Here is a 22,353-nt window from a genome sequence, read left to right as displayed (position 1 = left end):
TTAGATTTCAAATATAAATCAGACTTTAAACACATAATCTTTATAAAAAACCGTGCTTAAATTCGTTCTTAGAATATTTTCTATTGAAATAATAACATAATATCATTTATATTGCAATAGTAAATTACATGAATAATATACTTTTTATTATATATTTTTATAATTACTTTTCATAACGGCAAAAAAGACCCTTTGGCAGGCTTGAACCGTCTGCCAAAAGGTCTAAAATCTCTAAAATAATTTAAATCATTAAGATAACTTAAATTACTGAAGAAGTGAAAGAACACCCTGATTCTGCTGATTAGCCTGTGCAAGCATAGACTGACCTGCCTGCATAAGAATGTTGTTCTTTGAGTAGCTAACCATTTCTTCAGCCATATCTGTATCACGGATACGTGATTCAGCGGATGTTGTATTTTCAACAACGTTGTCAAGGTTAGAAATTGTATGCTCCAGACGGTTCTGAACAGCACCTAAAGCGGAACGCTGCTTAGAAACCTTCTTAATTGCATCACTGATTGTATCAACTGCCTTATCAGCATTTGTTGAATCTGAACCGGTTACCTTAATTCCATCTACGCCAATAGACTTTGCACTCATAGAATCCATAGATACGGTAATTTTATTTTCATCTGTTGTATCCGCACCAACCTGGAAGCTTAACATTAAAGCCTTTGTATCACTGCTTAATGCACTTACTCCTGCTGCACCTACAGATAATTTAACATTAACAGTATCTCCAACAGATAAATCTGCCAAGTTTCCTGTATATGTTCCATCAATACCTGCATTGGTTGTTTCTGCTTTTAAAGCATTAGAAATTGTTGCTGAAGCAGCAACAGTATTACCAGTACCATCTTCAGCTGAAATCTCATAATTAGTTTTAATATTTGCAACAGTATCTGTAGCTTCTGTACCATCTTTAAACGTAACAGTTGCTTTTGTTCCATCAGATACAAATTTCACAACATCTTTTGCCTTGCATGTATTCTTATCAGAATTACTTATTGTAACAGCTGCATTACTAGACTTTAATTCTACTGTACCAATTGCGATATCTGCATTATCCTGTAATGTTGCAGCAGTTGTTCCTTTTGCTTTTACTGTAACACCATCTACCTTACCAATTACATCACCTGCTGCAAAAGCTTTTGTATTTCCATTTGCAACGCTATCACCCTTTAACAAATAAGTTTCATTGAACTTTGTTGTTTCTGAAACTCTGTCGATTTCATCAACTAACTGGTCAATTTCATCCTGAACGTTCTGTCTGTCGTCTTCTGACATTGTTCCGTTGCCAGCCTTTACTGCCAGTTCATTCATACGCTGTAACATAGAATGTACTTCTGTTAAAGCACCTTCTGCTGTCTGTACGCAGGAAATACCGTCTTCTGCATTGTCAGAAGCCTGTGAAAGACCACGAATCTGCTTTCTCATCTTTTCAGAAATTGAAAGTCCGGCTGCATCATCTGCGGCACGGTTAATCTTATAACCGCTTGATAACTTCTCTGTTGACTTTGCCTGTAATCCTGATGTAACACCTAACATTCTGTTTGCGTTCATCGCTGTAATATTGTGCTGTACTACCATATTTGTTTACCTCCATGTGTGTAAAAATGTTTTTTTCGGGAAATCCGTTCCCTTTGATTTATAATAAGCAGGTGCCTAGGTTCACCCGCATATTACCGCTGTTATTGTATATTCCTGTATTGCTGTGTTTTACACATCTTCCTGTGTGCGTCTGGCTGCATTTTTACGTTTTTCACGCATCAGAATACTTACAATCTCTTTCTGTGCTTCATCAGAAATACCACTTTCCTTGTAGTATCTGCCTGCACCCGGTTCTGTCGTGTCTTTTTTCTTTGCGGCTGAACTTCTTGCAATATTGATTTCTCTCGGTGCATCTACCAGCAAATGAATGTTATTTGCCGAACCCCCTGAAAATATCACCCGGACATTCTCACCAATATCAATAAACTCACCCGGTCTTAACGTAAGCTTTAACATACAAATCTCCTTGTTTTTCTGTTTTCCCTATTTTTGCTTTGTAAATGCAACATTTTATAAGATAGTGATGTATTTTCATTTATAGAGGAGGAAAAAACATTGAGTACAACAGAACCTATCAGAAACAAAACAGATTTACAGAAATTTATGGACTATTATGCCGCAATACAGCCCAATCCACGCAATCAGGCACTGATTTTGCTGGGACTTTATACTGCACTTAGAATTGGCGACATTTTACAGCTGAAATGGCGCATGGTTTATGATTTTAACAAACATCATTTTTTTGACCATATTTATGTCAATGAACAAAAAACACAAAAGCTGAATGTCATTGCACTAAACCAACACGTCAAAGCTTCTCTTATCGTATATTTTGAAATACGCAATCCTAAACCGGAAGATTATATTTTTACCAAACGGACTACACCGCATCGTCCAATCAACCGTTCACAGGCATTTAGAATTGTGCAGAAAGCTGCTGAATGTACTACGCATTCCCATAATATCAGCTGCCATTCCCTGCGCAAAACCTTTGGCTACCACGCATGGAAGCAAGGCACACAGCCTGCTATGCTCATGGATATTTATAATCATTCATCTTATACAATTACAAAACGTTATCTCGGAATTAACCAGGACGAAAAAGACGAAATTTTTGCAAATTTTGATTTTGGAATACAATGCCGCACAAAAAATAAAAAAAATATCAAAAAGGACTAAAGTATTTGTTCTTCTTTCCGATTTAATATATATAAATGCAACATTATCTTATAAAATGTTGCATTTTTATTATTCTTTATTTATATTTTATTCATTTTATCAGATTTTATTCACTCTCCATGCTGATTCATATTCTTATATTTTACATAAATTTCCTTGTTAGTAATGTCTAACTGTGTTATGATTAAGTTAGATATGTCGTGATAAATATCCTTATTCATTTAAAACATGAAACGATTTGTGTATATTTATGCGATTATCTAAAAATATTATATGAGGAGATTTAGGTTATGGGATTTTTAACAGGAAAAACCGCCATTATTACCGGTGCAGGACGTGCCGTATTAAGTGACGGAAGATGTGGTTCTATCGGTTACGGTATTGCTACCGCTTATGCAAAGGAAGGCGCAAATATTGTCATTACAGGACGTAATGAAGCAAAGCTTTCCGCCGCAAAGGAAGAACTTGAAAAACTTTACAATATCAAGGTTCTTACAATTCAGGCTGATGTCAACGCTTCTGCAGACAACGAAGCCGTTGTAGCCAACGTTGTAAAGCAGACGATTGATACTTTCGGTCAGATTGACGTTTTAATCAATAATGCACAGGCTTCTGCTTCAGGTGTTTCTTTAGCAGACCACACAACAGAGCAGTTTAACCTTGCACTGTATTCAGGACTTTATGCAGCATTCTATTATATGAAGGCCTGCTATCCATATCTTGCAAAGACAAAGGGTTCTGTCATCAACTTCGCATCCGGTGCCGGTTTATTCGGTAACTACGGACAGTGCGCTTATGCCGCTGCAAAGGAAGGTATCCGTGGACTGACACGTGTTGCCGCTACAGAATGGGCTAAAGACGGAATCAACGTCAACATCATCTGCCCGCTTGCATGGACTTCACAGTTAGAGCAGTTCCAGAATGCTTATCCGGAAGCTTTTGAAAAGAATGTACATACTCCACCGGCAGGACATTTCGGTGATGCTGAACTTGAAATCGGACGCGTATGCGTACAGCTTGCTTCTCCGGACTTCAAGTACATGACAGGCGAAACCCTGACATTAGAAGGCGGACTCGGACAGCGTCCATAATAAAAAAGGACAGGCACTGTATATTTACAGCCGCCTGTCCTTTCTTTAATCATTTTTCCGCTACTTTTTCGCTCTTAAAAAAATTTTCCATTTTAAATAAAAATTTTTGGCTTTTATCATATGTCCAAAGCTGATAAAGAAGTCTGCCACCATCACAATCCAAAGTACGGCGCAGATGATTTTTGCCCACTGCGTATTGATACGGCATATCCAGTCCATCAGAACCGGAAAAACATTTCCCATCAGAATTGTAATCATTGCCGCAAATGCTGTACTGGTCGGTATGGACGTATATTTTGTAATGTGCATCGGAATATTGGAATAATTCCAGTATTCAATATGACAAAGTGCCTCCACCACAATGCCCAGCACAATTTCACCTACACAGACAACGGCAAATGAACATAAAAAGTAAACCAGATACCGTTTCCAACGCACCTTTTCCTTTGCAAACATTCTAAGTGCTGCCGGTGTTCCAAACACCGCGTACATAAACAAAATCAGCAGCCCATAGCCCAGTAAAAAAGGCGCATTCATATTCCTGTTATTGATATACCCTTTTGTCATGGCAAGCCAGATATTTTCAACGACGAATCCAAGAAACGATACAACTGCCGCCATAATACCCAGTTGATAATATGTATATTTCATTTTTTCACCCTTTTTCATTTATTGAATGATTCAGCATATCCGGAACCTGTGCCAGAATCACCGCTGCAAACACAAGCATACAGCCGGTCAGTTCTCTCGGACTTAACACCTCATGTAATACAAGCCAGCCCGCAAGTACCGAAAAGACGGATTCAAGGCTCATTACAATCGAAGCTACCGAAGCCTGTGCGTACTTCTGTCCGATAATCTGTAAGGTATAGGCGATTCCGCTCGATAATACACCCGTATACAAAATCGGAAGTCCTGCCGCACATATTCCGGCAAAATCGACATTTTCGGTAAAAAGCATCATCACACCTGACAGTATAGCACATACCGCAAACTGAATACAGGATAATTTTATGCCGTCTTCCTTTGCAAAATGTTCAACTGTAAGAATATGACACATAAAACCGACTGCACACAAAAACTCGCACACATCGCCCATATAAATCCCTGCAAATCCGCCGGACATACACAAAAGATACATTCCGGCAATACAGCCGACAATGGATACCGCAATCAGCGGATGCAGCTTTTTGCCCATCCATACGGAACAGATGGCAACCAGCACCACATACGTTGCCGTAAGAAATCCTGCCCTTCCGGATGCCGCCACACCTGCCGGATAAATACCGATTCCATACTGCTGTAAGGACATTGCCACAAATAAAATTATGCCGCAGAGTACGCCACCCTTTACCGGCCACTTTGTCCGTGAATACGGCTCCTGTAGTGTGTCTTTTCCCCCGCCTGAGGTACGTTTTCCGTAACTGTCCAAAAGCACTATCACCAGCAGTAAAAAAAGCGCTCCAACCACTGAGCGGCAGGTATTAAATGTAAACGTCCCTACCGAATCCGCACCGCTTGTCTGGGCAACAAAGGCCGTTCCCCAGATAAACGCTGCCAGCAGAAGAATCAGGCTTCCTTTAATGTTTTTGATTTTATCCACCATTACTGTACCTTATCCTTCTTATCGCGCACACCGATATTTTTCATCAGATACTTTATGCCGAAAAGCGTGCCAACCATCAATACAATTCCGATTACAAGCGGCAGAACAGGACTCTGTACAAATCCTGCAATAATGTATGTAATACATGAAACAGCTGCTACAACCAACACATACGGCAGCTGTGTCGATACATGGTTGATATGGCTGCACTGTGCACCCGCCGATGCCATAATCGTTGTATCCGAAATCGGTGAACAGTGGTCGCCGCATACCGCACCCGCCATGCAGGCAGAAATGGAAATAATCATCATTGTATGATTCGTTCCCGAAAATGTACTAACTACAATTGGAATTAAAATACCAAAAGTTCCCCATGACGTACCTGTTGCAAACGCAAGGAACGCACCGACAACAAATACAACTGCCGGGAATAATGCCAGCCATGGTCCTGAAATACCGCCTACCAGTCCGGCAACATATTCTTTTGCACCAAGACTATCTGTCATACCCTTTAATGTCCATGCAAAGGTAAGAATCAAAATTGCAGGAACCATTGCTTTAAAACCTTCCGGCAGACAGCCGCAGCTTTCTGTAAAGGTAAGTACCTTACGCAGTGCATAAAATACAATCGTAATTACCAGTGCAAAAAAGCTTCCAAGCATCAGTCCGACAGAAGCATCACTTCCCGAAAATGCCTCTACAAAACCTGTTCCGCTAAAGAAACCGCCGGTGTAAATCATGCCGATAATACAGCAGATAATTAACGTAATAATTGGGAACAGCAGGTCTACTACCGTACCTCTGCCCTTTACCGTATCCGGTGCGGAATTGGCATACGGACGCTCCGGCGTTGTATATAAATCTCCCTTTGCCGCATTGGCTTCATGTACTGCCATTGCACCAAAATCAATTTTAAATAAAACCATTGTCAGCATTGCAATAATTGTAAGCAATGCATAATAGTTATATGGAATCGCATTCATAAAGACCGCAAATCCGTCCTCGCCTTCTACAAAGCCCGTAACTGCCGCCGCCCATGAAGAAATCGGCGCAATAATACAAATCGGTGCTGCCGTTGCATCAATAATATAAGCAAGCTTTGCTCTGGATACCTGATGCTTATCCGTGACCGGCCGCATAACACTTCCGACCGTCAGACAGTTAAAGTAATCATCAATAAAAATAAGCATCCCCAGCAGAACCGCTGAAAGCTGTGCACCGATTCTGGTCTTGATATGACGTCCCGCCCACTGTCCGAAGGCTGCCGAACCGCCTGCCTTGTTCATCATGCTGACCATAATGCCAAGCACTACAAGAAAGATTAAAATGCCGACGTTATACGGGTCTGATAAAACGCCGACCAGTCCGTCTTCAAAAATGTGCAGTACCGATTTTTCAAAACTGAATCCCTGCTGAAAAATGTTGCCGTAAAATAATCCGCCGATTACAATTCCGATAAAAAGGGAACTGTAAACTTCCTTTGTCACCAGTGCCAGAATAATTGCCACCAGCGGCGGTACCAATGCCCAAAATGTTGCATACATATTTGGGACATACTCCATCATCTGTTCCATAAAACTCCTCATTCCTTAGCGGTTTTGCCGCTATTTTTGTATTTCTGTATTATAATGATATCATATTTGTTTTTTCCCACGCATCACCGGCATGGTATAAATTCTTACAACCAGCGGTATGACCATAATAAACCACACCAGCGGCTCTGCAACGATAACGCCGTTGTAACCGATTCTCGGCACAAGTGCCGCTGCAATAACGATTTTTCCTATCATTTCAAGCGAACTCGACACCAGCGGGGTGATCCGCTCGCCAAGCCCCTGCATTGCATTTCTTAAAATGCAGATGACCGCCGTTACACAGTAAAATACGGTATTGAATTTCAGATACACCGTTGCCGTGTGTATCACGACTTCATTTTTACTTCCCGTAACCAGTCCAACCAGCCCTGCACCGATGGTATAACTTGCCACAACGGTCAGCATACACCAGATACAGGTATATAAAAGTGCCAGCCATATACCTTTTTTGACGCGGTCTATACGCCCGGCGCCCATATTTTGTCCGCAGTATGTCGCCATGGTTTGTCCGAATACCGAAAACATAATCATAAACATTTCAGATATTTTCCGCGCCGCCGTATGAGCCACGATAATGTCCTGTCCAAGCCTGTTAATCGCCGTCTGAAGGGTCAGCGACCCGATATTAACCAGTGAACTCATAAAGCCCATGGACAGACCGGAAGCCGCCATATTGCCAAGCATTTCTTTTTCCGGCTGCGTAAAATCCGTCTTTTTTAACTGTAAAATTTCATAGCGGCGGATCATGTAAATCCAGCAGATGACAAATGCCAGTACCTGTGACAGTACCGTTGCCACCGCCGCACCGTACACACCTGCATGTAGTACTAATATAAAAAATAAATCTCCCGCAATGTTTAATCCGACCGATACCGCCAGTATGATAAGCGGTGTGACCGTATCACCCAGCGCCCGCAGCGCCGCTGCACATGCATCATAAAGAAACGTTGCAAGCATGCCCGCCACAATTACTACGATATAAGAGCGCGCCGTCCCAAACAACGCCTCCGGTACATTTAAAAACTGTAATATCTGTTTTAAGAAAATCAGTCCTGCCGCCGTTAAAAGCACTGAAATTCCCGTTCCCATCATCAGAGAGGCGGCAAAGGATTTTTTCACACCGGCAATATCTTTTGCACCGTAACGCTGTGCCGTAATAATCGCAAAACCGTTGGCAAGTCCCAGCAGAAATCCGATAATCAGGTTACTAAGTGTACTGGTCGCCCCAACTGCCGCCAGTGCGTCTTCTCCCAGAAACGACCCGACAATCCGCGTATCCACAAGGCTGTACGTCAGCTGTAACAGATTGGCGAAAAATATCGGTATCGCAAATGACAAAATCAGCCGCGACGGACTGCCTTTCGTTAAATCTTTCATGTATTATTTATCCCGCTGCTTTCTTTTAATATGAATTTCCGGAATTGCTACATTTTCATAGGTAATTTCTTCTTCCGCTTCCGGTTTTTTTGTATCATGTGCCGCCGTATCATCCTCCCTGATATGCACCTCCGGCACCGCCAGGTTTTCACTTTCTACCTCATACACAGCCTTATGGGTCTTTTTCCATCTATCAAACATATTCCTCTCCATTCCGCAGGCATTTTATAAGAAATTAATAAAAAATGTTATCACCAGACTGTTTAAAAAATCCGCAAATAAACTTCCGATTAACGGTACAAGCAGATACGCTTTGACCGAAGGTTCGTACTTTTCACAGACTGCCTGCATATTTGCCATGGCATTCGGGGTTGCACCCATACCGAAACCACAGACACCGGATGAAAGTACTGCCGCATCATAATCCCTGCCCATGACATTAAATACCACAAAATACGTGTATAAAAAGATGAGCAGGCTCTGTCCTGCAAGCAGTACGATAAGCGGCAGTGCCAGATCTGCAAGCTGCCAGAGCTTTAATGTAATCATCGCTATTCCCAAAAACAGCGACAGGCTGATACCACCGATATCATTAATTTCACCCATATAAATAGTAAATTTTCCCGAATATTCCCCGATATTTCTGATACATGCGGCAACAATCATCGCACCGATGTATATCGGAAACGTCATACCGGTCAGCGATAACAGGTGGGATACGATTGTACCGAGTCCCATTGCAATAATTAACTGGAATACCGCTGACGGATACATGCTGGTATGACGTTCATGCTTCTTTTCATCTTCTACCAGAAGGCTGTCATCTTCCGGCACAACCGTATCTAACAGATTTTTCTTCTCAATCAGACGCTTGCCGACCGGTCCGCCCATGATACTGCCCATAATCAGACCAAATGTTGCACCTGCCGTACAAAGTGTTGTTGCACCCATAATACCAAAATCCTCCAGCACCGGGCCAAATGCACCTGCCGTACCGTGACCGCCAACCATCGGAATTGAACCGGTACATAGTCCGACCAGCGGACTAATGTGTAAAAGCTTTGCCAGTCCGACCGCTAAAAAGTTCTGTGAAAGAATCAGGCCGATGACCAGTCCCAGAAAAATAATCAGTGCCTTTCCACCACTTTTTAACACTTTTAAATTCGCCTGAAAGCCTACAGAAGTAAAGAAAAATACCATGCATACTTCCTTTAAAATATCATCAAACGAAAATTCCGCAATACCCGTCACATAACAAATACAGGTAAAAACGGCAAACACCACGCCGCCGATAACCGGTGCCGGAATACAGAACCGCTCTAAAATTCCGAATTTTTTCTTTAAAACTTTACCTAACATTAAGACAAGTACTGCTACAGTAATTGTCTGGTACATATCCAAATATATTTCCACTGATGTCCACCTGCTGCCTATCTGCTTCCTTTCCCTGTCACTACATCAATTCCACATTCCTTGTAATATGCCGCAGCACCCTTGTGAAACGGAATTGTAATTCCTTCTGTCGCCGTCTGCTCATTCATCACAATATTGACAGGCAGTGCATACTGTAACTCCTGCTTGTTTTCAAACAGTGTTTTTGTAAGCGCTTTCACCGTCTTTTCAGGCAACTTATCACTCACAAGCAGCACCGCTTTGACACCGACAGTATGTATATCCTCTGTCTGATTGTTGTACGTTCCCTTTGGAATCACGGATTCCGTATAAAAAGTGTAGGAATTTAAAAGTTTGTCTCTTGTACTTTCATCAAGCTCCAGCAGGCGGATTTCACACTGCTTAGACAGCTCTGAAATCACTGTTGTTTCTGCACCCGCCGTACAAAAAAAAGCATCGATCTTTCCGTCTGCAAGCCGCTCTGCCGCTTCTGTGTAATCCAGATGTACTTTATCAATCAGCTTATCTGTCAGTCCGCTGACAGCTAAAATCTGCTCAGCATTTAATTCCGTACCGGATTCGTTCTCACCGACACTGACTGTTTTCCCTTGCAAACCGTCCATGCTTTCAATGCCGGAGTCCGCACGCACCACAATCTGGCAGCTTTCCGTGTAAAGTGCCGCAACCGCGCTGTATCCGCGGTACTTCCTGCTGTTTTCAAATGTCCCGGCCGCATAGTATGCATCATTGGTTAAATCATTCTGCGCAACCGCCATCTGAATATATCCGTCTGATAAAAGCCGCAGATTCGCCGCCGACCCGGCAGTGGTCTTTACCTCAACCGTGCATTTTTCTTTTCCGGCTGTGATAAGCCCTGCAAATGTATCTGCAAAAGCATGATACGTTCCGCCAAGTCCTGCCGCACCGAACCGGATTCTCGTTCCGGTCAGTCCGCAGCCTGCAAAAACCGCCGCCGACAGAATCAGTACCGTCGCTCCTATTCCCAATATTTTCTTTTTCAAAAAATCACCTCGCTGTTATTCTTCCGCTTTTATGGCAAAAGCTATCATACCATATCTTTTGCCCGCTGGCTATATTACATTCCAATCTCTTTTATGACATGTTTTGCAAATTCCGCATCGTCAATCATGACACCGCCTTCAAACCAGAAATGATATCCCTGAAACATCTCTTTTTCACCGCCGTCATACGACAGTAAATTATAACTTCCAACCAGCGTATACCGTTCATCAATACACAGCACCTTCTCATGTGTGCCGATGTATGTCATGGAGAAATTTTCATATCGTGCAAAACGTTTTTTGAGTTTTTCCGCCATTAATTCGGTCTGCCAGTCTTTGTCCCTTCTCATCGCTGTATCATCATGATTTCTGCTGTACCGGCTTAACCCCGTCCTCATATTCGTGACAGATCTGTTCCAGCTTTTCCAGAAAAATGTCGTTGCAGATAGTTTCCGTAAGCGTTTTTACATATTCTTCAAATTCATTTTTGATATCACTGCTCATCTTTTATTCTCCTGTATCCATATTATGAAGTTTCTTCTCCAATGATTTTTCCGTTAATTTCTTTGACATTTCAGCATCACTTTTCCAGAAAAAATTTGTTTGATCATTTGTTACAACAAAATTTTATCATCATTCCAGCTGCTGTTCAACCAAAACTCTTCCCATTTATACAGTGTAAAAAAAGAAACTGGCCCGACATGATATTCTTACCGACAGCGGTCATATCAGCCATAAGCAGGTCATTGAAACTGTTTGTTGATGAAACAAGAGTTATTTTTTCACAGGAGGCAAATAACTAAAGAGATTAAAACATTCATATATGGCAGCATTGGTGCGGGATTCTTCGTACAAAATGCGATGAGGTCAACTACATCAGGTGTCAAACGATATCTTGTCACCTGTCTTTCATTATAAGGATTGCGAACAAGTACATACCCCTCTTTTATTCGATTCATAAACCATTGGGAATAAAATGCCGGAATATCTGTCCTCATTCCTGTCTGTATAATCATTTCCCCTCACTCCGTTAGAATAATGTTTAAATAAGCCATAAGCGCTAAATAAGATAGTATTATTAAAAAACTCCCTTTTCGGAAAAGTGTTCCTATATGTATTTAGCTTAAACTAACCTGTATATTTATTCATTTCATCACTTTTTATTCATTTTTCACTAAAGCTAGATGAATTTTTTATCATGGGAACACTAAGTGTTTGAGATGGGAATTTGAGAAAAGCCACACCAGATATGACTGATGTGGCTTTGGTTTTTATTTCTTATTTACCAAAAGTACTAGATGCAATCTCTATGTGACCTATTGATGTTCCGTTTGATAACTCCTTTGTAGGACAATATGTACAAGTTATAGAGCTATTTGTCTCATATCCTTCAATCATGTAATCTCCATCATTATTAGTGGTAAAATCAGCAATGGTCTTTTCTATTTCCTCATCAGTAGCACCTAATGTTTTTAAGCAATCAGTAAATACAGAATAGATTTCTTCCTCTGATAAACTGCCAAATGAATATGAAATGCAGAATGCTTCTGCACCAGCGTCTGTTGCATTTATCATTTCAAGATAACAATTATTTGCATATGCAAAGTACTTTGTGCGAATGTTTCCTTTGCTAATGTCCGTCATTTTGTACCCTGCGATTTCTTGGAACTCTGAAATGAATTTATTTACTATTTCATCGTCAGCATAATTTGTTTCTGTCTGCTCAACAACCTCACTATCTGTTTGACTTTCTACAATATTTGTTGTCACATCATCATTTATAGTTTCGTTTTCAGATACTATTGTTTCTGTATTATTTCCCGTTGTAGCTGTATTATCATTTGAATTACCAGATAAACCAATTATAAGATATACTATCCATGCAGCCGCAATAATACCATACTTTAATGCTGGTTTCATATCTTTCTTACGAAGCATTAAAATAGTTAATGGAACTGGAAATACAAATATCCAACCTAGTACCCACAGCCATGTCTTATTCTTTTTCTGTGGCTGTGTAGTGTTAGTGGTACTCCATGTATATCCACAATCTTTACATAAGCCTATTGTAGACCTTACAACAACAGTACCATTTTTCCCTTTAAGTTCTCCCTGCTTTTCTCGGTTAAATGTAACATTGGTGCTACCGCATTTAGGACAGCCAGATTTATTTAGCTGTTCACGTTCTTTTTGCATTTCTACTGTAATTTGTGAACCGCAAAATGTGCAAAATTTTGCATTATTTTCTATTTCTCCACCACAATTGGGACACTTCATTAGTGTAAACCTCCTCATACGTTGACACTACCATTGTACCACGCATGTAGATATTTTTGAACTGCTTATTTTAAAAATATCCTTTTATATCAATTGGAAGTTTTCTAGTAACTGTCCTTGACATTGGGTACACATTATCGGCAGACACTAATTACGCTCCAAATTTAAGATTTTTCATTTTCTGTTAGCAGGAGTTTTCAATGTGATGGCATATACTGTACCTACCTTTAAAGGGTCTGTTTCCATAACATTCCCATCGTAATATACAACAATTTCGTCACCAACAACAGGGTCTGCATAACTATCTTTGCTCTCCACAGTCAATGAAATTGACCACCTTGAACCGTTAGGATAACCCTCTGCCGTTTCTGAATACATAATTACATAATCATCATGCACTTCTTCTACAACACCTACTACGCTTGGCTCATTTTCAATAATGTAGTTCATACTTCTGTTATTGCACCCAGCCAATACCAACACGAATGTTAGCGATAAAATCAATGATATAAACCTTTTCATACCATCACGCTCCTTATCAAACTGCTTTTGCCTTATTTTTTGTCTTGGTTATCCAACACATAGATAATGCAGGCGATACCAGAAATCAAAACACCAAGGATACATCCACCAATAGCATTGTTAATGCGTGGCTCCAAGGAACAATCCTGCAACTCCGCACAAAATCATTATAATTACAGCCACAACCGTTCTAAACTCGCTCATATTCGCCCCTCCATTAAATGTCTTGTTTCTTCTGTTTGTTACGCTTCTTGTTAAACAACGAACCTATCAGCATACCTATTGCAGAAATTATTGCACCAACTACAATCATTCCCCAATCCGGTGCATTCAGTTTGTCAAAAGCAATGTTGTTTGCCATTTTGAATGTTCCGTATTCAGCAAGCATATACATTACTCCGAAGAAAAGGGTAAATGCCCATTTTCCTTTTTCCCAAAAGTCATTTTTGCCGATAACAATGGACACAACGAATGTAGTTACAGGAAGAATAATCCAAAGGAACATCAAACTATAACCCATAGCATCACTTCCGCTTGTAAAGAACCAGAACACAATCATGGCAACCGCCCAGATCAGCAGATAGGACAGTATTGTAATGATTTTATTTCTGTTAGTGTTGCTTTTCACAACATTTGTACTTTCTTCAAGATAATCATAATAGGTCTTCATTTTTTGTTCTCCCTTCAATAAATAGTCAAGAGAGACTTCGTAGCAATCGCTCATTTTAATGACACTGATGATATCTGGGTATGATTTTTCATTTTCCCAATTTGAGATGGTCTGACGACTTACTCCCAATATTTCGGCAACCTGTTCCTGTGTCAGTTTCTTCTCAAGTCTGGCTGCCTTGATTTTACTTCCAATATCATGCTCCATGCCATTGCACCTCCCTTGCACTTTTATTATAGGAAAACCACCACTTGTAGTCTACCAAACGGCTTTGACATCGCAGAAAATACGTGTCAAAATGCTTTTACATTTGCTTTTTTATTACTTCTTCGCCTTTTCCTCTAATTCAAGCAGATACCTGTCATAGTCCGACATGAACAATCTGTCTTGAATGATACGATATTTTTCAAACTCAGTTTCAGCGTGGAGTTTGGCTATTTCAGCAGAAACCTTTCCGGCATCCTGCAAAATGCATTTTGTTTTGAACGGTTGCATAGAACCTTTTCGTTGTTGCCGATGTTTTGTCATAATCTATCGCAGTAGCATACATATCTGTGATTTTCTGATAGAACTTTCTTTCGCTTGCACGAATTTCCCGGATGCGTTCTAACTGCTCATCGAAATACTTGTCCGTAAGATAAGTACCTCGTTTCAGACGCTCATCATCCATAACCCAGCCCTTGATGGTGTAGTCCTTTACGATACCGTTTGCCCACTTACGGAACTGCGCGGCACGTTCATTGTTTACCTTGAAGCCGACAGCAATAATCATCTGCAGGTTATAATGGTTCACTTCTCTCTGAACCTGGCGAGGGCCCTCGGTTTGAACTATCCGAAATTTTCGGATAGTTGCCGTTTCTTCCAACTCGCTATCTGAATACACCTTTTTGATATGGTCACTAATTGTACGCACATCAACATCATAAAGCGTAGCCATCATCTTCTGTGTCAGCCATATATTTTCATCTTCGTAGCGCATTTCAATGCTATCTTCCTGCTCTCCGACAGAAGCAATGTAGGTAAGATATTCTGCTGCACTTGAACGAATGCTTATTTCATTTTTCTTTTTTGCCAACGCAACCAACTCCGATTATTTAGATTGTATCACCAGTGGTGACACTTTTTCGATATGATAACATAGGTACAAACAGGAAGTTATCATACCGCCTTTATTATTTTCTCTACATCTTTTTTTCTTGATAGCCATATAACTTTATCATCATATCTATCTAAAATACTTCTTATTTCTTTCAGATTTTTATCCTGAAAAGTTTCAGTCCATTTCAAAAGGTTATAGACCGATTTCAAAGTTTCTCTTTTTCCTTTTTGTATTCCCAATTTTCTTTTTATAGAGCGCATAATAATTCTACTTTTATATAAATAACCAGGCATATCTAAAACATATATTTTATCAGCTTCATCAAAACTTTGCCGTACCCAGGCATAATATACCCCCTCAACTATCCACTCATCATTATTATATAATATTTCTTGTAATAACGCTTTTCGTTCATCAAGCGTTCTCTTTTTGCCATATTCTTTGGCGTTATTATCCCATTGAATATCATCTAAGTCGAAATGGGAAATATTATACTTTTTTGAAAGTGCATTTGCTAAATAGGTTTTTCCAGAACCACTGCAACCAATAATATGTATTTTCATAAGTCAGTATTCTCCACAATTCAAATTTATTTTACATCTCCAACTTTCAATTCTACAAGCTGGAATTTACTTTAACAAATATTTTTCAAACGCTTTATGATTATCAAAGTGGACTTCCCTAAAAAACAAAACTAACCAAATAATATAGATTGGTATAGCCATATATGGGGTTAAAAAGCAGGATAATAATGCGCCTGCCAACATTATAACAGCCCATATAAAGCACTGATTTCTTATATCACGAGAGATCTGAGCTTTATCATACAATGCCTGTTCTTCTTTAGAAAACGAATTAAATCCTGAAACAAATTTTGCTGCTTTTTCCTTAAAAATCGCAAACAACACACCTATAATTACAAATAGTATAGCCAAAATTATACATGACCAAAATCCTATATTCATAATAATCTCCATTCCGCCGCCTTCGGCTGGCGGCACAAATAGTAATGAAAGTGTTCCAACTCTCTACACTGTGCTGTAAAATAGTTTGCAAGAAGCTACACTACAAAGCATGGGAGGAGGAGTTGTAATAACTTTCTTCGTTTTAGACAGCATAATAATCAGTGTAAGTTCTGCCTTTTCAAGCACAAATAAGTGGCATCATGAATCCGTACACTAAGAATTGTTTAAGCACCTTAGTTTAATTGTGTGGCAGTTCAGTCAATGGCTTCTTGACAATGATTGCCATGATGTCTGTATGGAATCCACAGATAAATACTGGGTTCCTGTCTTTAATCTTCTGGAAGATGAAATCAATGTTGTGCTTGTTCCTACTATATAATGCAGGTGCACAGATTTTCCAATCGCCTCAAGACTTCGCTCTGAGGGAATAAGTCAAAATACCCGCGATTCCCCATCCACTCAACTCTATTGCTGCCGAATACGATTTCTTTTCCTAAAGCCTCTTGTAATTTGCGAACATGCGAAGCGGTCTTTGCTGTAAAATCCTCTTCAATGTTCACTTTTTTATTTTCAATGTTCACTTTTTCCAGAGTCAATGTTCACTTTTTCCGGTTCTTTAAAAGTGCCGCTGATGTGCAATATCCGGTTATGAAGAGGATGATTCTCGTTCAACAGGAGATTGCGAAGGAATACCGCTGTCGTTCCGGTGTTGCCCTCACCGAAAACATGGATCTGCCACAATCTTGAAATAAAAAACGCAAGATGGTGGATGATTTCATCCATCGAAAGGTTCTTATAAGAGAACTTCTTCTCCTCCGAAAAATCATAGTCCAATGTCGCCCGCAGCTCCGTGGCGCTGCCGTAGAGTACAGTCGCGCCATTTAAGACCCATTCCTTCTTCGTGATGTTGTAATCCCTGATACGTCCGGCGTGGGAATAGATACCGGTAAACAGCTTTCTGTGAATAGCAAGGGATTTTTCCCTTGAACCCTTTGTTTATTATATGTGGTGGCGCTTTCCGCCCCCAAATAATGAAAGTGGGGGCACTTTCTACCCCCACTAAGGAAATATTGCTAAAATACAGTTTAGATTTACCATACACACAAATCGTAAGTTGTACTTATGCACAGGCAATCAAGCATCCCGTTTAATCAAAGCGGCATCGGAGTCCGGGCAATCACAATGACTGCCAAAACAGCTCCCGCAAACGCTGCTGCGCCGATAACTGCCGCCGTTTTTTTGCTGAGGTTCTTCTTTACTGCCTTACAGATTAGCATGGCACAAACCACGCAAACAGCCGCAGCCGCAAGCGCAATGACCAGAGTCTCCCATAACCATGAAAGTTCGTATAATATTCTCATTCGCTCACCATACCTTTCTCTGGCAAACTGGGATTTGGAACGTGCTTTATAAATTTTTTCCGATCCCCTCAAGTTCGTTCATGGAATCCTTGTTTTTTTCAAGTTCATCTCTGGCTGTTGCGTAATATGATTTTTTGAAAAGCATATCCCATGAAAGATATTTTGCCATACAGTCAAACTGCTTATCAATCAGCTCATACTGGATACTGTCTACGGGAGAACCGCCTACAACAATCGTGCCAACTTTTTTATTTTTTAACTGCAATCCACGGCAGTAGCACTTATCAATGATAAGTTTCAATTGTGCTGACATTCCCCACCAATAAACTGGTGTAGCAAAAAGAATCATATCTGCGGCAGCAATTTTATCAATTGTAGGATTTGTATCATCCTTATCGACGCATCCCTTAGAGCATTGACAGACACCACATCCCTTGCATGGTGCAATGTTGAGTTTGTCAGGTTCAATGATTTCAATTTCATTCTTTTCTGATGCTCCTTTTATAAATGCATTGATTGCTGTCAGCGTGTTTCCTTTTCTGGCACTTCCATTAATGATTACAATTTTCATGCGTGTATCCTCCAACTTCCAATTTATCAAACTCCTTTTATTTCTGCTGAATCATCTTAAAATGCTTCAATGCCTCCACAATTGCACTTTCTTTATCTTCTGGGCACTGTGGCTGCCTGCTATCTTCTTTATCTCATCATATGTTGCCTTAGTCTCTGCAGATGTTATATCCACATCATCAAGTTCAATCGTGACATTAATATAATCATCCGGCGTTTATTTCAGTTGGGACAAAAGGACAACCGTCTCAATATGAACACTATGTCCAAACTGGTCTACCGGCTGGACTTTCTTTACGGCGTAGCCGTTGGCACTTAAAAATTTTAAATCACGCGCCAGTGTCGCCGAGTCGCAGCTTACGTAGACGATCCGCTGTGGCTGCATTTTCACAATCGTTTCAAGCAGTATTTCCTCGCAGCCCTTTCTTGGCGGGTCTACAACGACCACGTCCGGGTGGATACTCTTACCGGCTTCCGAATCCTGCACCTGCTTTAGGGCTTTTTCATAAAATGCCGGTACGACTTCTTCTGCCTTGCCCACGAAAAACTCTGCGTTGTCGATACCGTTGCGCTTTGCATTATTGCGGGCATCTTCAATTGCCTGCGGCACAATTTCCACGCCGTATACCTTGCGTGCATTTTTTGCAAGGAATAACGAAATCGTTCCGATACCGCAGTACAAATCCCACACTGTTTCATTTCCGGTCAGTCCCGCATATTCAAGTGCCTTTGCATACAGCTTTTCCGTCTGCATCGGATTTACCTGAAAGAAAGACTGCGGTGAAATCTGATATTTTACATCGCCGATAAAATCTTCAATATACGGCTGTCCCCACAGCACCTCGCTTTTTTTGCCGAGAATCACATTCGTCTTTTCCGTGTTGAAATTCACCATCACCGAAGTCATGCCGTCCATTTCACGCAGCGATTCTGTGAGCTGTTCTGCATTTTTTAAGCAGGAAGCCTTGGCCGCATTGACAATCAGACAGACCATAATCTCTTTAGTATGATAGCCGGTGCGGATTAAAATGTGGCGCACAATCCCGCTGTGGTGTTCCTCATTGTACGGGCGAATCTGATTTTTCTGCATATATGCCTTGACTTTGCGAAGCACTTCGCCGTTTTCCGGCGCACCAATACAGCAGTCTGTCTGCTCCACAATATGATGTGTTCTTCCGGCATAAAATCCGATGACAATATTGCCATCCTTATCTTCCCCGACCGGAAACTGTGCCTTATTACGGTATGCATACGGTGTTTCCATGCCGATTACAGGGTACATTTCAAAGTCCGAAAGTCCGCCGATACGCTCTAAATTGTTCTGTACCATTTTCTGCTTAAAAGCAAGCTGGGCTTCATAACGCATTTCCTGTATCTGACAGCCGCCGCACTGCCTTGCGACCGGACATTTCGGCTCTACACGGTCTTTAGATGGTGTAAGCACTTTCATCAGTCTTGCATAGCCATAATTTTTCTTTAATTTCATAATTTTGGCTTCGATAACATCGCCGACAATGGCATCTTTTACAAAAAATGTAAATCCGTCCGCTTTTCCGATGCCTTCGCCACCCGTTCCGATATCCTCAATGTGCAGTGTCACACAATCGTCTTTTTTAAATTCGCTTTTCACATTTACCTCTACAGTGTCTTTTTGATATTTGCATCCAGCCACCGGTTAAAACCAAGCCATTCGTTGGTGTCTTTGGCTTCCAGTGCCTCTTTAAACGTTTCCATTTTGGCATCCATATTATCTGCCATGGACAGTGCTACCGCTTCCATAATACAAGGTTTTTTCGGAGAACCGTATTCAAGCTCGCCGTGATGGGATAAAATACAGTGTCCGACTTCGGAAGCCAGCACCGGCGGAAAACCTTCAATGCCTGCAATCTTTTGCTGAATCATTTCATAACCCATTACAATATGTCCGAGGAAATTACCCTCGTCCGTATAATCGTTCTTTGGGAACGGTGCGAGTTCCTTTACTTTTCCGGCATCGTGAAGCGCCGCACATGTAATCAGTAAATCGCGGTTTAAAAACGGATAATTTTCCGCAATCTTTACACACAGTCTGGTTACACTTAAACTATGCTCTAATAATCCGCCCAAAAAGCCGTGGTGTACCGTCTTTCCTGCCGCAATGCTCTTAAACTTTGCAATAAAATCGGCATCGTCTGTAAAAAAGCTCTTTAACAGTGCCGAAAGATACTCATTCTTCACACTGCCTATATACTGCATGAGTTCTGTATACATTTCTTCGATATCATACTTAGAACATGGAATATAATCAGACGGAACATATTCTCCTTCGTCTGCCTTGCGGATTCTTTCAATCTTTAACTGTAATGCGCCGTTAAAGCTGATAACCTGTCCCGTTACTGCAACATAATCCATGGCATCAAAGTCACAGATACCGCCGGAAGACGGGTCCCATATTTTGGAATCCATTTGTCCGGTCTTATCCTGAAGCATCACATTTTCATATTCTTTTCCTGACTTTGTGAGTGCTGTTGATTTGGACTTACAAAGGTAAACATCGGAGATTCTGTCTCCGTCCTTAAATTTTTCAATAAAATGCATAATCTGCCCTTTCCTTTTCTCATTTCTCCTGCCGCCAGCCGGATTATATACTTTATTTCACCGCAATTACGGCGTTAAATGTCATATCCTTATATTCATCCCCGCCAAACCGTTTGGCTGTAATAGAAATCTGCTGACCGCTTTCACACTGATATAGTTTCTCACTAAATGCCTGAATTGTCAAAACCATATTTCCGTCAATCCCTGTAATAATATCCCCCGGCTGGATTCCCGCCGCATATGCCGGAGAGTCCAGTTCAATATCCGTTACGTAAATTCCCACCGGCAGTCCATAGCGCGTTGCCATTGTACCGGTTACATTCTGCCCTTTAATGCCGAAATATACCGGACTGTTCCCGTTGGATAATTCCTGTATCATTGATTTTAAATCCGAAATGCCAAGCACTGAAAATGTCGTCTTTGTATTCTTCATGGAAATGCCGACAACATTTCCCTTCATATTAAAAAGATAACCGTAATCGCCTTCTATGCCCGCAAGTCCCGTGCTGATAATCTCATAGCTGTTATCGACACCGCTTTTTGTTGAAATGCCTGAAACCATGCCGTAATCAACCGTCTTATTCTGTCCGTAAAGCCTGCCTGCCGCAACGACAATATCCCCCTGCTGTATGCTGTAAGAGTTGTCTAACTGCGCTGTTACAATCGAACTTCTTTCTTTGGACGGAATCTGCGATTCCTTGACACTGACAATCGCAATGCCGGTATCCGTATCGCTTCCAACCAGCTCGGCATCGACTTCTGTCGCTTTTGAAACCTTTACGACCAGTGACGACGAATCACGCACAACCTCCGCATTCGTCAAAATAATATATTCTGAATTGACCTGTCCGATTACAAGTCCGACCGTTTCTGTCGCACTCTGTGTTTCCGTCAGGATATTTCCCATATCGGTCTTATAGACGTCAATTAATACCAGTGATTTAATCGCCGCCGTAGCAACATTTTTTAAAGCTGCCGCATCGGTTGTCTGTAACACTGCCTCATAATTGTCATCGGCTGTCGTTTCTTTTGTTTCCGTATTATCCTGTTCTTCACTCGGATATTCATCCTTTTCAATGGTCAGAATTTCTTTGTCCGTATTCCTCTGAACCATTCTTTTTTCCAATGCCGGATATACGAGAAGCATCACACCGCTTGCAATCAAACCAAACAGCACTGCCGCCACAAAAAACTTTGCCGCGCGGATTAGTCTGCGGTACTTCACGGACGGCTTGGGTACGATTTTTTCCGTATATAAAGCAAAGGAGTCTTCTTCCTTATGTTCTGTGTTTCCCATTTTTTCTGTCACCATAACCTAACTTTTATTGAACTGCAAAATTAATTTTATTATAACGGACAGTTATGAACAATTTATGACCTACTTGTAAATTCTTATATCCATAGTAGAATTTTTGTTTCAAATGCGGTACAATAAAATGGAATCTGTGCCGGAAATGCCACAGATTCCGTGTCTGCAAGACCCTGCATTTCCGGATTGG

At 40.9% G+C, this 22,353-nt stretch carries 23 protein-coding genes and 3 pseudogenes; 2 read left to right on the top strand and 24 right to left on the bottom strand.

Annotated elements, in window-relative coordinates; all coding sequences use genetic code 11:
- Nucleotides 1-264: 264 nt before the first annotated feature.
- The gene (locus tag WMO37_RS11765; RefSeq protein ID WP_349155104.1) at nucleotides 265-1,590 is read right to left on the bottom strand and encodes a flagellin N-terminal helical domain-containing protein; all 1,326 of its coding nucleotides are present in this window, start codon (nucleotides 1,588-1,590) and stop codon (nucleotides 265-267) included.
- A 129-nt stretch (nucleotides 1,591-1,719) separates the two neighbouring features.
- A complete protein-coding gene (locus WMO37_RS11760; protein WP_349155103.1) occupies nucleotides 1,720-2,007 on the bottom strand; it encodes a carbon storage regulator in 288 nt (95 codons plus the stop codon).
- 99 nt (nucleotides 2,008-2,106) lie between these two features.
- Between WMO37_RS11760 and WMO37_RS11755 the strand changes: the two genes are divergently transcribed.
- Nucleotides 2,107-2,730 (top strand): tyrosine-type recombinase/integrase, encoded by a 624-nt coding sequence (locus WMO37_RS11755; protein ID WP_349155102.1) that lies wholly within the window; start codon nucleotides 2,107-2,109, stop codon nucleotides 2,728-2,730.
- 290 nt (nucleotides 2,731-3,020) lie between these two features.
- Nucleotides 3,021-3,821: an SDR family NAD(P)-dependent oxidoreductase gene (locus WMO37_RS11750; RefSeq protein WP_022432939.1), complete on the top strand. Its 801-nt coding sequence runs from the start codon at nucleotides 3,021-3,023 to the stop codon at nucleotides 3,819-3,821.
- 60 nt (nucleotides 3,822-3,881) lie between these two features.
- Here WMO37_RS11750 and WMO37_RS11745 read toward each other — a convergent pair whose 3' ends face one another.
- From WMO37_RS11745 to WMO37_RS11635, 22 genes and pseudogenes are all read right to left on the bottom strand, one after another.
- A complete protein-coding gene (locus tag WMO37_RS11745) occupies nucleotides 3,882-4,472 on the bottom strand; it encodes a putative ABC transporter permease (protein WP_227089984.1) in 591 nt (196 codons plus the stop codon).
- Between the two features lie 4 nt (nucleotides 4,473-4,476).
- Nucleotides 4,477-5,427, bottom strand: a complete 951-nt coding sequence (locus WMO37_RS11740; RefSeq protein WP_349155101.1) for a DMT family transporter — start codon at nucleotides 5,425-5,427, stop codon at nucleotides 4,477-4,479.
- Entirely contained in the window at nucleotides 5,427-7,001 is a 1,575-nt protein-coding gene (locus WMO37_RS11735) for a Na+/H+ antiporter NhaC family protein (protein ID WP_022432937.1), read from the bottom strand. Before WMO37_RS11735 ends, WMO37_RS11740 begins: the two co-directional genes overlap by 1 nt.
- Before the next feature lie 60 nt (nucleotides 7,002-7,061).
- Nucleotides 7,062-8,399 (bottom strand): MATE family efflux transporter, encoded by a 1,338-nt coding sequence (locus WMO37_RS11730; RefSeq protein WP_022432936.1) that lies wholly within the window; start codon nucleotides 8,397-8,399, stop codon nucleotides 7,062-7,064.
- Between the two features lie 3 nt (nucleotides 8,400-8,402).
- Nucleotides 8,403-8,600, bottom strand: coding sequence for a hypothetical protein (locus WMO37_RS11725; RefSeq protein ID WP_022432935.1), 198 nt, complete (start codon nucleotides 8,598-8,600; stop codon nucleotides 8,403-8,405).
- 24 nt (nucleotides 8,601-8,624) lie between these two features.
- The gene (gene gltS / locus WMO37_RS11720; RefSeq protein WP_022432934.1) at nucleotides 8,625-9,812 is read right to left on the bottom strand and encodes a sodium/glutamate symporter; all 1,188 of its coding nucleotides are present in this window, start codon (nucleotides 9,810-9,812) and stop codon (nucleotides 8,625-8,627) included.
- 17 nt (nucleotides 9,813-9,829) lie between these two features.
- A complete protein-coding gene (locus tag WMO37_RS11715; RefSeq protein ID WP_349155100.1) occupies nucleotides 9,830-10,813 on the bottom strand; it encodes a TAXI family TRAP transporter solute-binding subunit in 984 nt (327 codons plus the stop codon).
- A 74-nt stretch (nucleotides 10,814-10,887) separates the two neighbouring features.
- Nucleotides 10,888-11,163, bottom strand: a complete 276-nt coding sequence (locus tag WMO37_RS11710) for a hypothetical protein (protein WP_349155099.1) — start codon at nucleotides 11,161-11,163, stop codon at nucleotides 10,888-10,890.
- A 10-nt stretch (nucleotides 11,164-11,173) separates the two neighbouring features.
- The gene (locus WMO37_RS11705; RefSeq protein WP_022432931.1) at nucleotides 11,174-11,317 is read right to left on the bottom strand and encodes a hypothetical protein; all 144 of its coding nucleotides are present in this window, start codon (nucleotides 11,315-11,317) and stop codon (nucleotides 11,174-11,176) included.
- A 299-nt stretch (nucleotides 11,318-11,616) separates the two neighbouring features.
- Nucleotides 11,617-11,829: pseudogene (locus WMO37_RS11700) on the bottom strand (DUF1848 family protein); the annotation flags it as partial.
- A gap of 262 nt (nucleotides 11,830-12,091) precedes the next feature.
- Entirely contained in the window at nucleotides 12,092-13,090 is a 999-nt protein-coding gene (locus tag WMO37_RS11695) for a zinc ribbon domain-containing protein (protein ID WP_022432929.1), read from the bottom strand.
- Between the two features lie 174 nt (nucleotides 13,091-13,264).
- On the bottom strand, nucleotides 13,265-13,612 hold the full coding sequence (locus WMO37_RS11690; RefSeq protein WP_022432928.1) for a hypothetical protein: 348 nt from the start codon (nucleotides 13,610-13,612) through the stop codon (nucleotides 13,265-13,267).
- Nucleotides 13,613-13,829: 217 nt separating this feature from the next.
- Complete coding sequence (locus WMO37_RS11685) at nucleotides 13,830-14,489, bottom strand: helix-turn-helix transcriptional regulator (RefSeq protein ID WP_022432927.1); 660 nt, start codon at nucleotides 14,487-14,489, stop codon at nucleotides 13,830-13,832.
- A gap of 114 nt (nucleotides 14,490-14,603) precedes the next feature.
- Nucleotides 14,604-15,357 (bottom strand): annotated as a pseudogene (gene rhuM / locus WMO37_RS11680) (RhuM family protein).
- Nucleotides 15,358-15,440: 83 nt separating this feature from the next.
- A complete protein-coding gene (locus WMO37_RS11675) occupies nucleotides 15,441-15,944 on the bottom strand; it encodes an AAA family ATPase (RefSeq protein ID WP_022432925.1) in 504 nt (167 codons plus the stop codon).
- Between the two features lie 66 nt (nucleotides 15,945-16,010).
- The gene (locus WMO37_RS11670; RefSeq protein ID WP_227089982.1) at nucleotides 16,011-16,346 is read right to left on the bottom strand and encodes a DUF3784 domain-containing protein; all 336 of its coding nucleotides are present in this window, start codon (nucleotides 16,344-16,346) and stop codon (nucleotides 16,011-16,013) included.
- Nucleotides 16,347-16,717: 371 nt separating this feature from the next.
- Nucleotides 16,718-17,318 (bottom strand): annotated as a pseudogene (locus WMO37_RS11660) (Fic family protein); the annotation flags it as partial.
- Between the two features lie 179 nt (nucleotides 17,319-17,497).
- Complete coding sequence (locus WMO37_RS11655; protein ID WP_227089981.1) at nucleotides 17,498-17,707, bottom strand: hypothetical protein; 210 nt, start codon at nucleotides 17,705-17,707, stop codon at nucleotides 17,498-17,500.
- 46 nt (nucleotides 17,708-17,753) lie between these two features.
- Nucleotides 17,754-18,278 (bottom strand): flavodoxin family protein, encoded by a 525-nt coding sequence (locus tag WMO37_RS11650; protein ID WP_008119059.1) that lies wholly within the window; start codon nucleotides 18,276-18,278, stop codon nucleotides 17,754-17,756.
- Between the two features lie 216 nt (nucleotides 18,279-18,494).
- Nucleotides 18,495-19,907 (bottom strand): 23S rRNA (uracil(1939)-C(5))-methyltransferase RlmD, encoded by a 1,413-nt coding sequence (gene rlmD, locus WMO37_RS11645; RefSeq protein ID WP_349155098.1) that lies wholly within the window; start codon nucleotides 19,905-19,907, stop codon nucleotides 18,495-18,497.
- Between the two features lie 8 nt (nucleotides 19,908-19,915).
- Entirely contained in the window at nucleotides 19,916-20,854 is a 939-nt protein-coding gene (locus WMO37_RS11640; RefSeq protein WP_227089980.1) for a 3'-5' exoribonuclease YhaM family protein, read from the bottom strand.
- A gap of 52 nt (nucleotides 20,855-20,906) precedes the next feature.
- Nucleotides 20,907-22,151, bottom strand: coding sequence for a S1C family serine protease (locus WMO37_RS11635; protein WP_349155097.1), 1,245 nt, complete (start codon nucleotides 22,149-22,151; stop codon nucleotides 20,907-20,909).
- Nucleotides 22,152-22,353: the final 202 nt, after the last annotated feature.

It is taken from the genome of Lachnospira intestinalis (assembly GCF_040095895.1).
GTDB classification, from domain to species: Bacteria; Bacillota; Clostridia; order Lachnospirales; family Lachnospiraceae; genus Lachnospira; species Lachnospira intestinalis.
This window is presented reverse-complemented; position numbering and strand designations above follow the sequence as displayed.

Excerpts from the sequence above, each read along its gene's own strand:
- WMO37_RS11710 (WP_349155099.1), bottom strand. The coding sequence starts at position 11,163 with ATGAGAAGGGACAAAGACTGGCAGACCGAATTAATGGCGGAAAAACTC.
- WMO37_RS11760 (WP_349155103.1), bottom strand. The coding sequence starts at position 2,007 with ATGTTAAAGCTTACGTTAAGACCGGGTGAGTTTATTGATATTGGTGAG.
- WMO37_RS11675 (WP_022432925.1), bottom strand. The coding sequence starts at position 15,944 with ATGAAAATACATATTATTGGTTGCAGTGGTTCTGGAAAAACCTATTTA.
- WMO37_RS11695 (WP_022432929.1), bottom strand. The coding sequence starts at position 13,090 with ATGAAGTGTCCCAATTGTGGTGGAGAAATAGAAAATAATGCAAAATTT.
- WMO37_RS11655 (WP_227089981.1), bottom strand. The coding sequence starts at position 17,707 with ATGAGAATATTATACGAACTTTCATGGTTATGGGAGACTCTGGTCATT.
- WMO37_RS11635 (WP_349155097.1), bottom strand. The coding sequence starts at position 22,151 with ATGGGAAACACAGAACATAAGGAAGAAGACTCCTTTGCTTTATATACG.
- WMO37_RS11640 (WP_227089980.1), bottom strand. The coding sequence starts at position 20,854 with ATGCATTTTATTGAAAAATTTAAGGACGGAGACAGAATCTCCGATGTT.
- WMO37_RS11670 (WP_227089982.1), bottom strand. The coding sequence starts at position 16,346 with ATGAATATAGGATTTTGGTCATGTATAATTTTGGCTATACTATTTGTA.
- WMO37_RS11750 (WP_022432939.1), top strand. The coding sequence starts at position 3,021 with ATGGGATTTTTAACAGGAAAAACCGCCATTATTACCGGTGCAGGACGT.
- WMO37_RS11685 (WP_022432927.1), bottom strand. The coding sequence starts at position 14,489 with ATGGAGCATGATATTGGAAGTAAAATCAAGGCAGCCAGACTTGAGAAG.
- WMO37_RS11730 (WP_022432936.1), bottom strand. The coding sequence starts at position 8,399 with ATGAAAGATTTAACGAAAGGCAGTCCGTCGCGGCTGATTTTGTCATTT.
- WMO37_RS11650 (WP_008119059.1), bottom strand. The coding sequence starts at position 18,278 with ATGAAAATTGTAATCATTAATGGAAGTGCCAGAAAAGGAAACACGCTG.
- WMO37_RS11725 (WP_022432935.1), bottom strand. The coding sequence starts at position 8,600 with ATGTTTGATAGATGGAAAAAGACCCATAAGGCTGTGTATGAGGTAGAA.
- WMO37_RS11690 (WP_022432928.1), bottom strand. The coding sequence starts at position 13,612 with ATGAAAAGGTTTATATCATTGATTTTATCGCTAACATTCGTGTTGGTA.
- WMO37_RS11705 (WP_022432931.1), bottom strand. The coding sequence starts at position 11,317 with ATGAGCAGTGATATCAAAAATGAATTTGAAGAATATGTAAAAACGCTT.
- WMO37_RS11735 (WP_022432937.1), bottom strand. The coding sequence starts at position 7,001 with ATGGAACAGATGATGGAGTATGTCCCAAATATGTATGCAACATTTTGG.
- WMO37_RS11765 (WP_349155104.1), bottom strand. The coding sequence starts at position 1,590 with ATGGTAGTACAGCACAATATTACAGCGATGAACGCAAACAGAATGTTA.
- WMO37_RS11745 (WP_227089984.1), bottom strand. The coding sequence starts at position 4,472 with ATGAAATATACATATTATCAACTGGGTATTATGGCGGCAGTTGTATCG.
- WMO37_RS11740 (WP_349155101.1), bottom strand. The coding sequence starts at position 5,427 with ATGGTGGATAAAATCAAAAACATTAAAGGAAGCCTGATTCTTCTGCTG.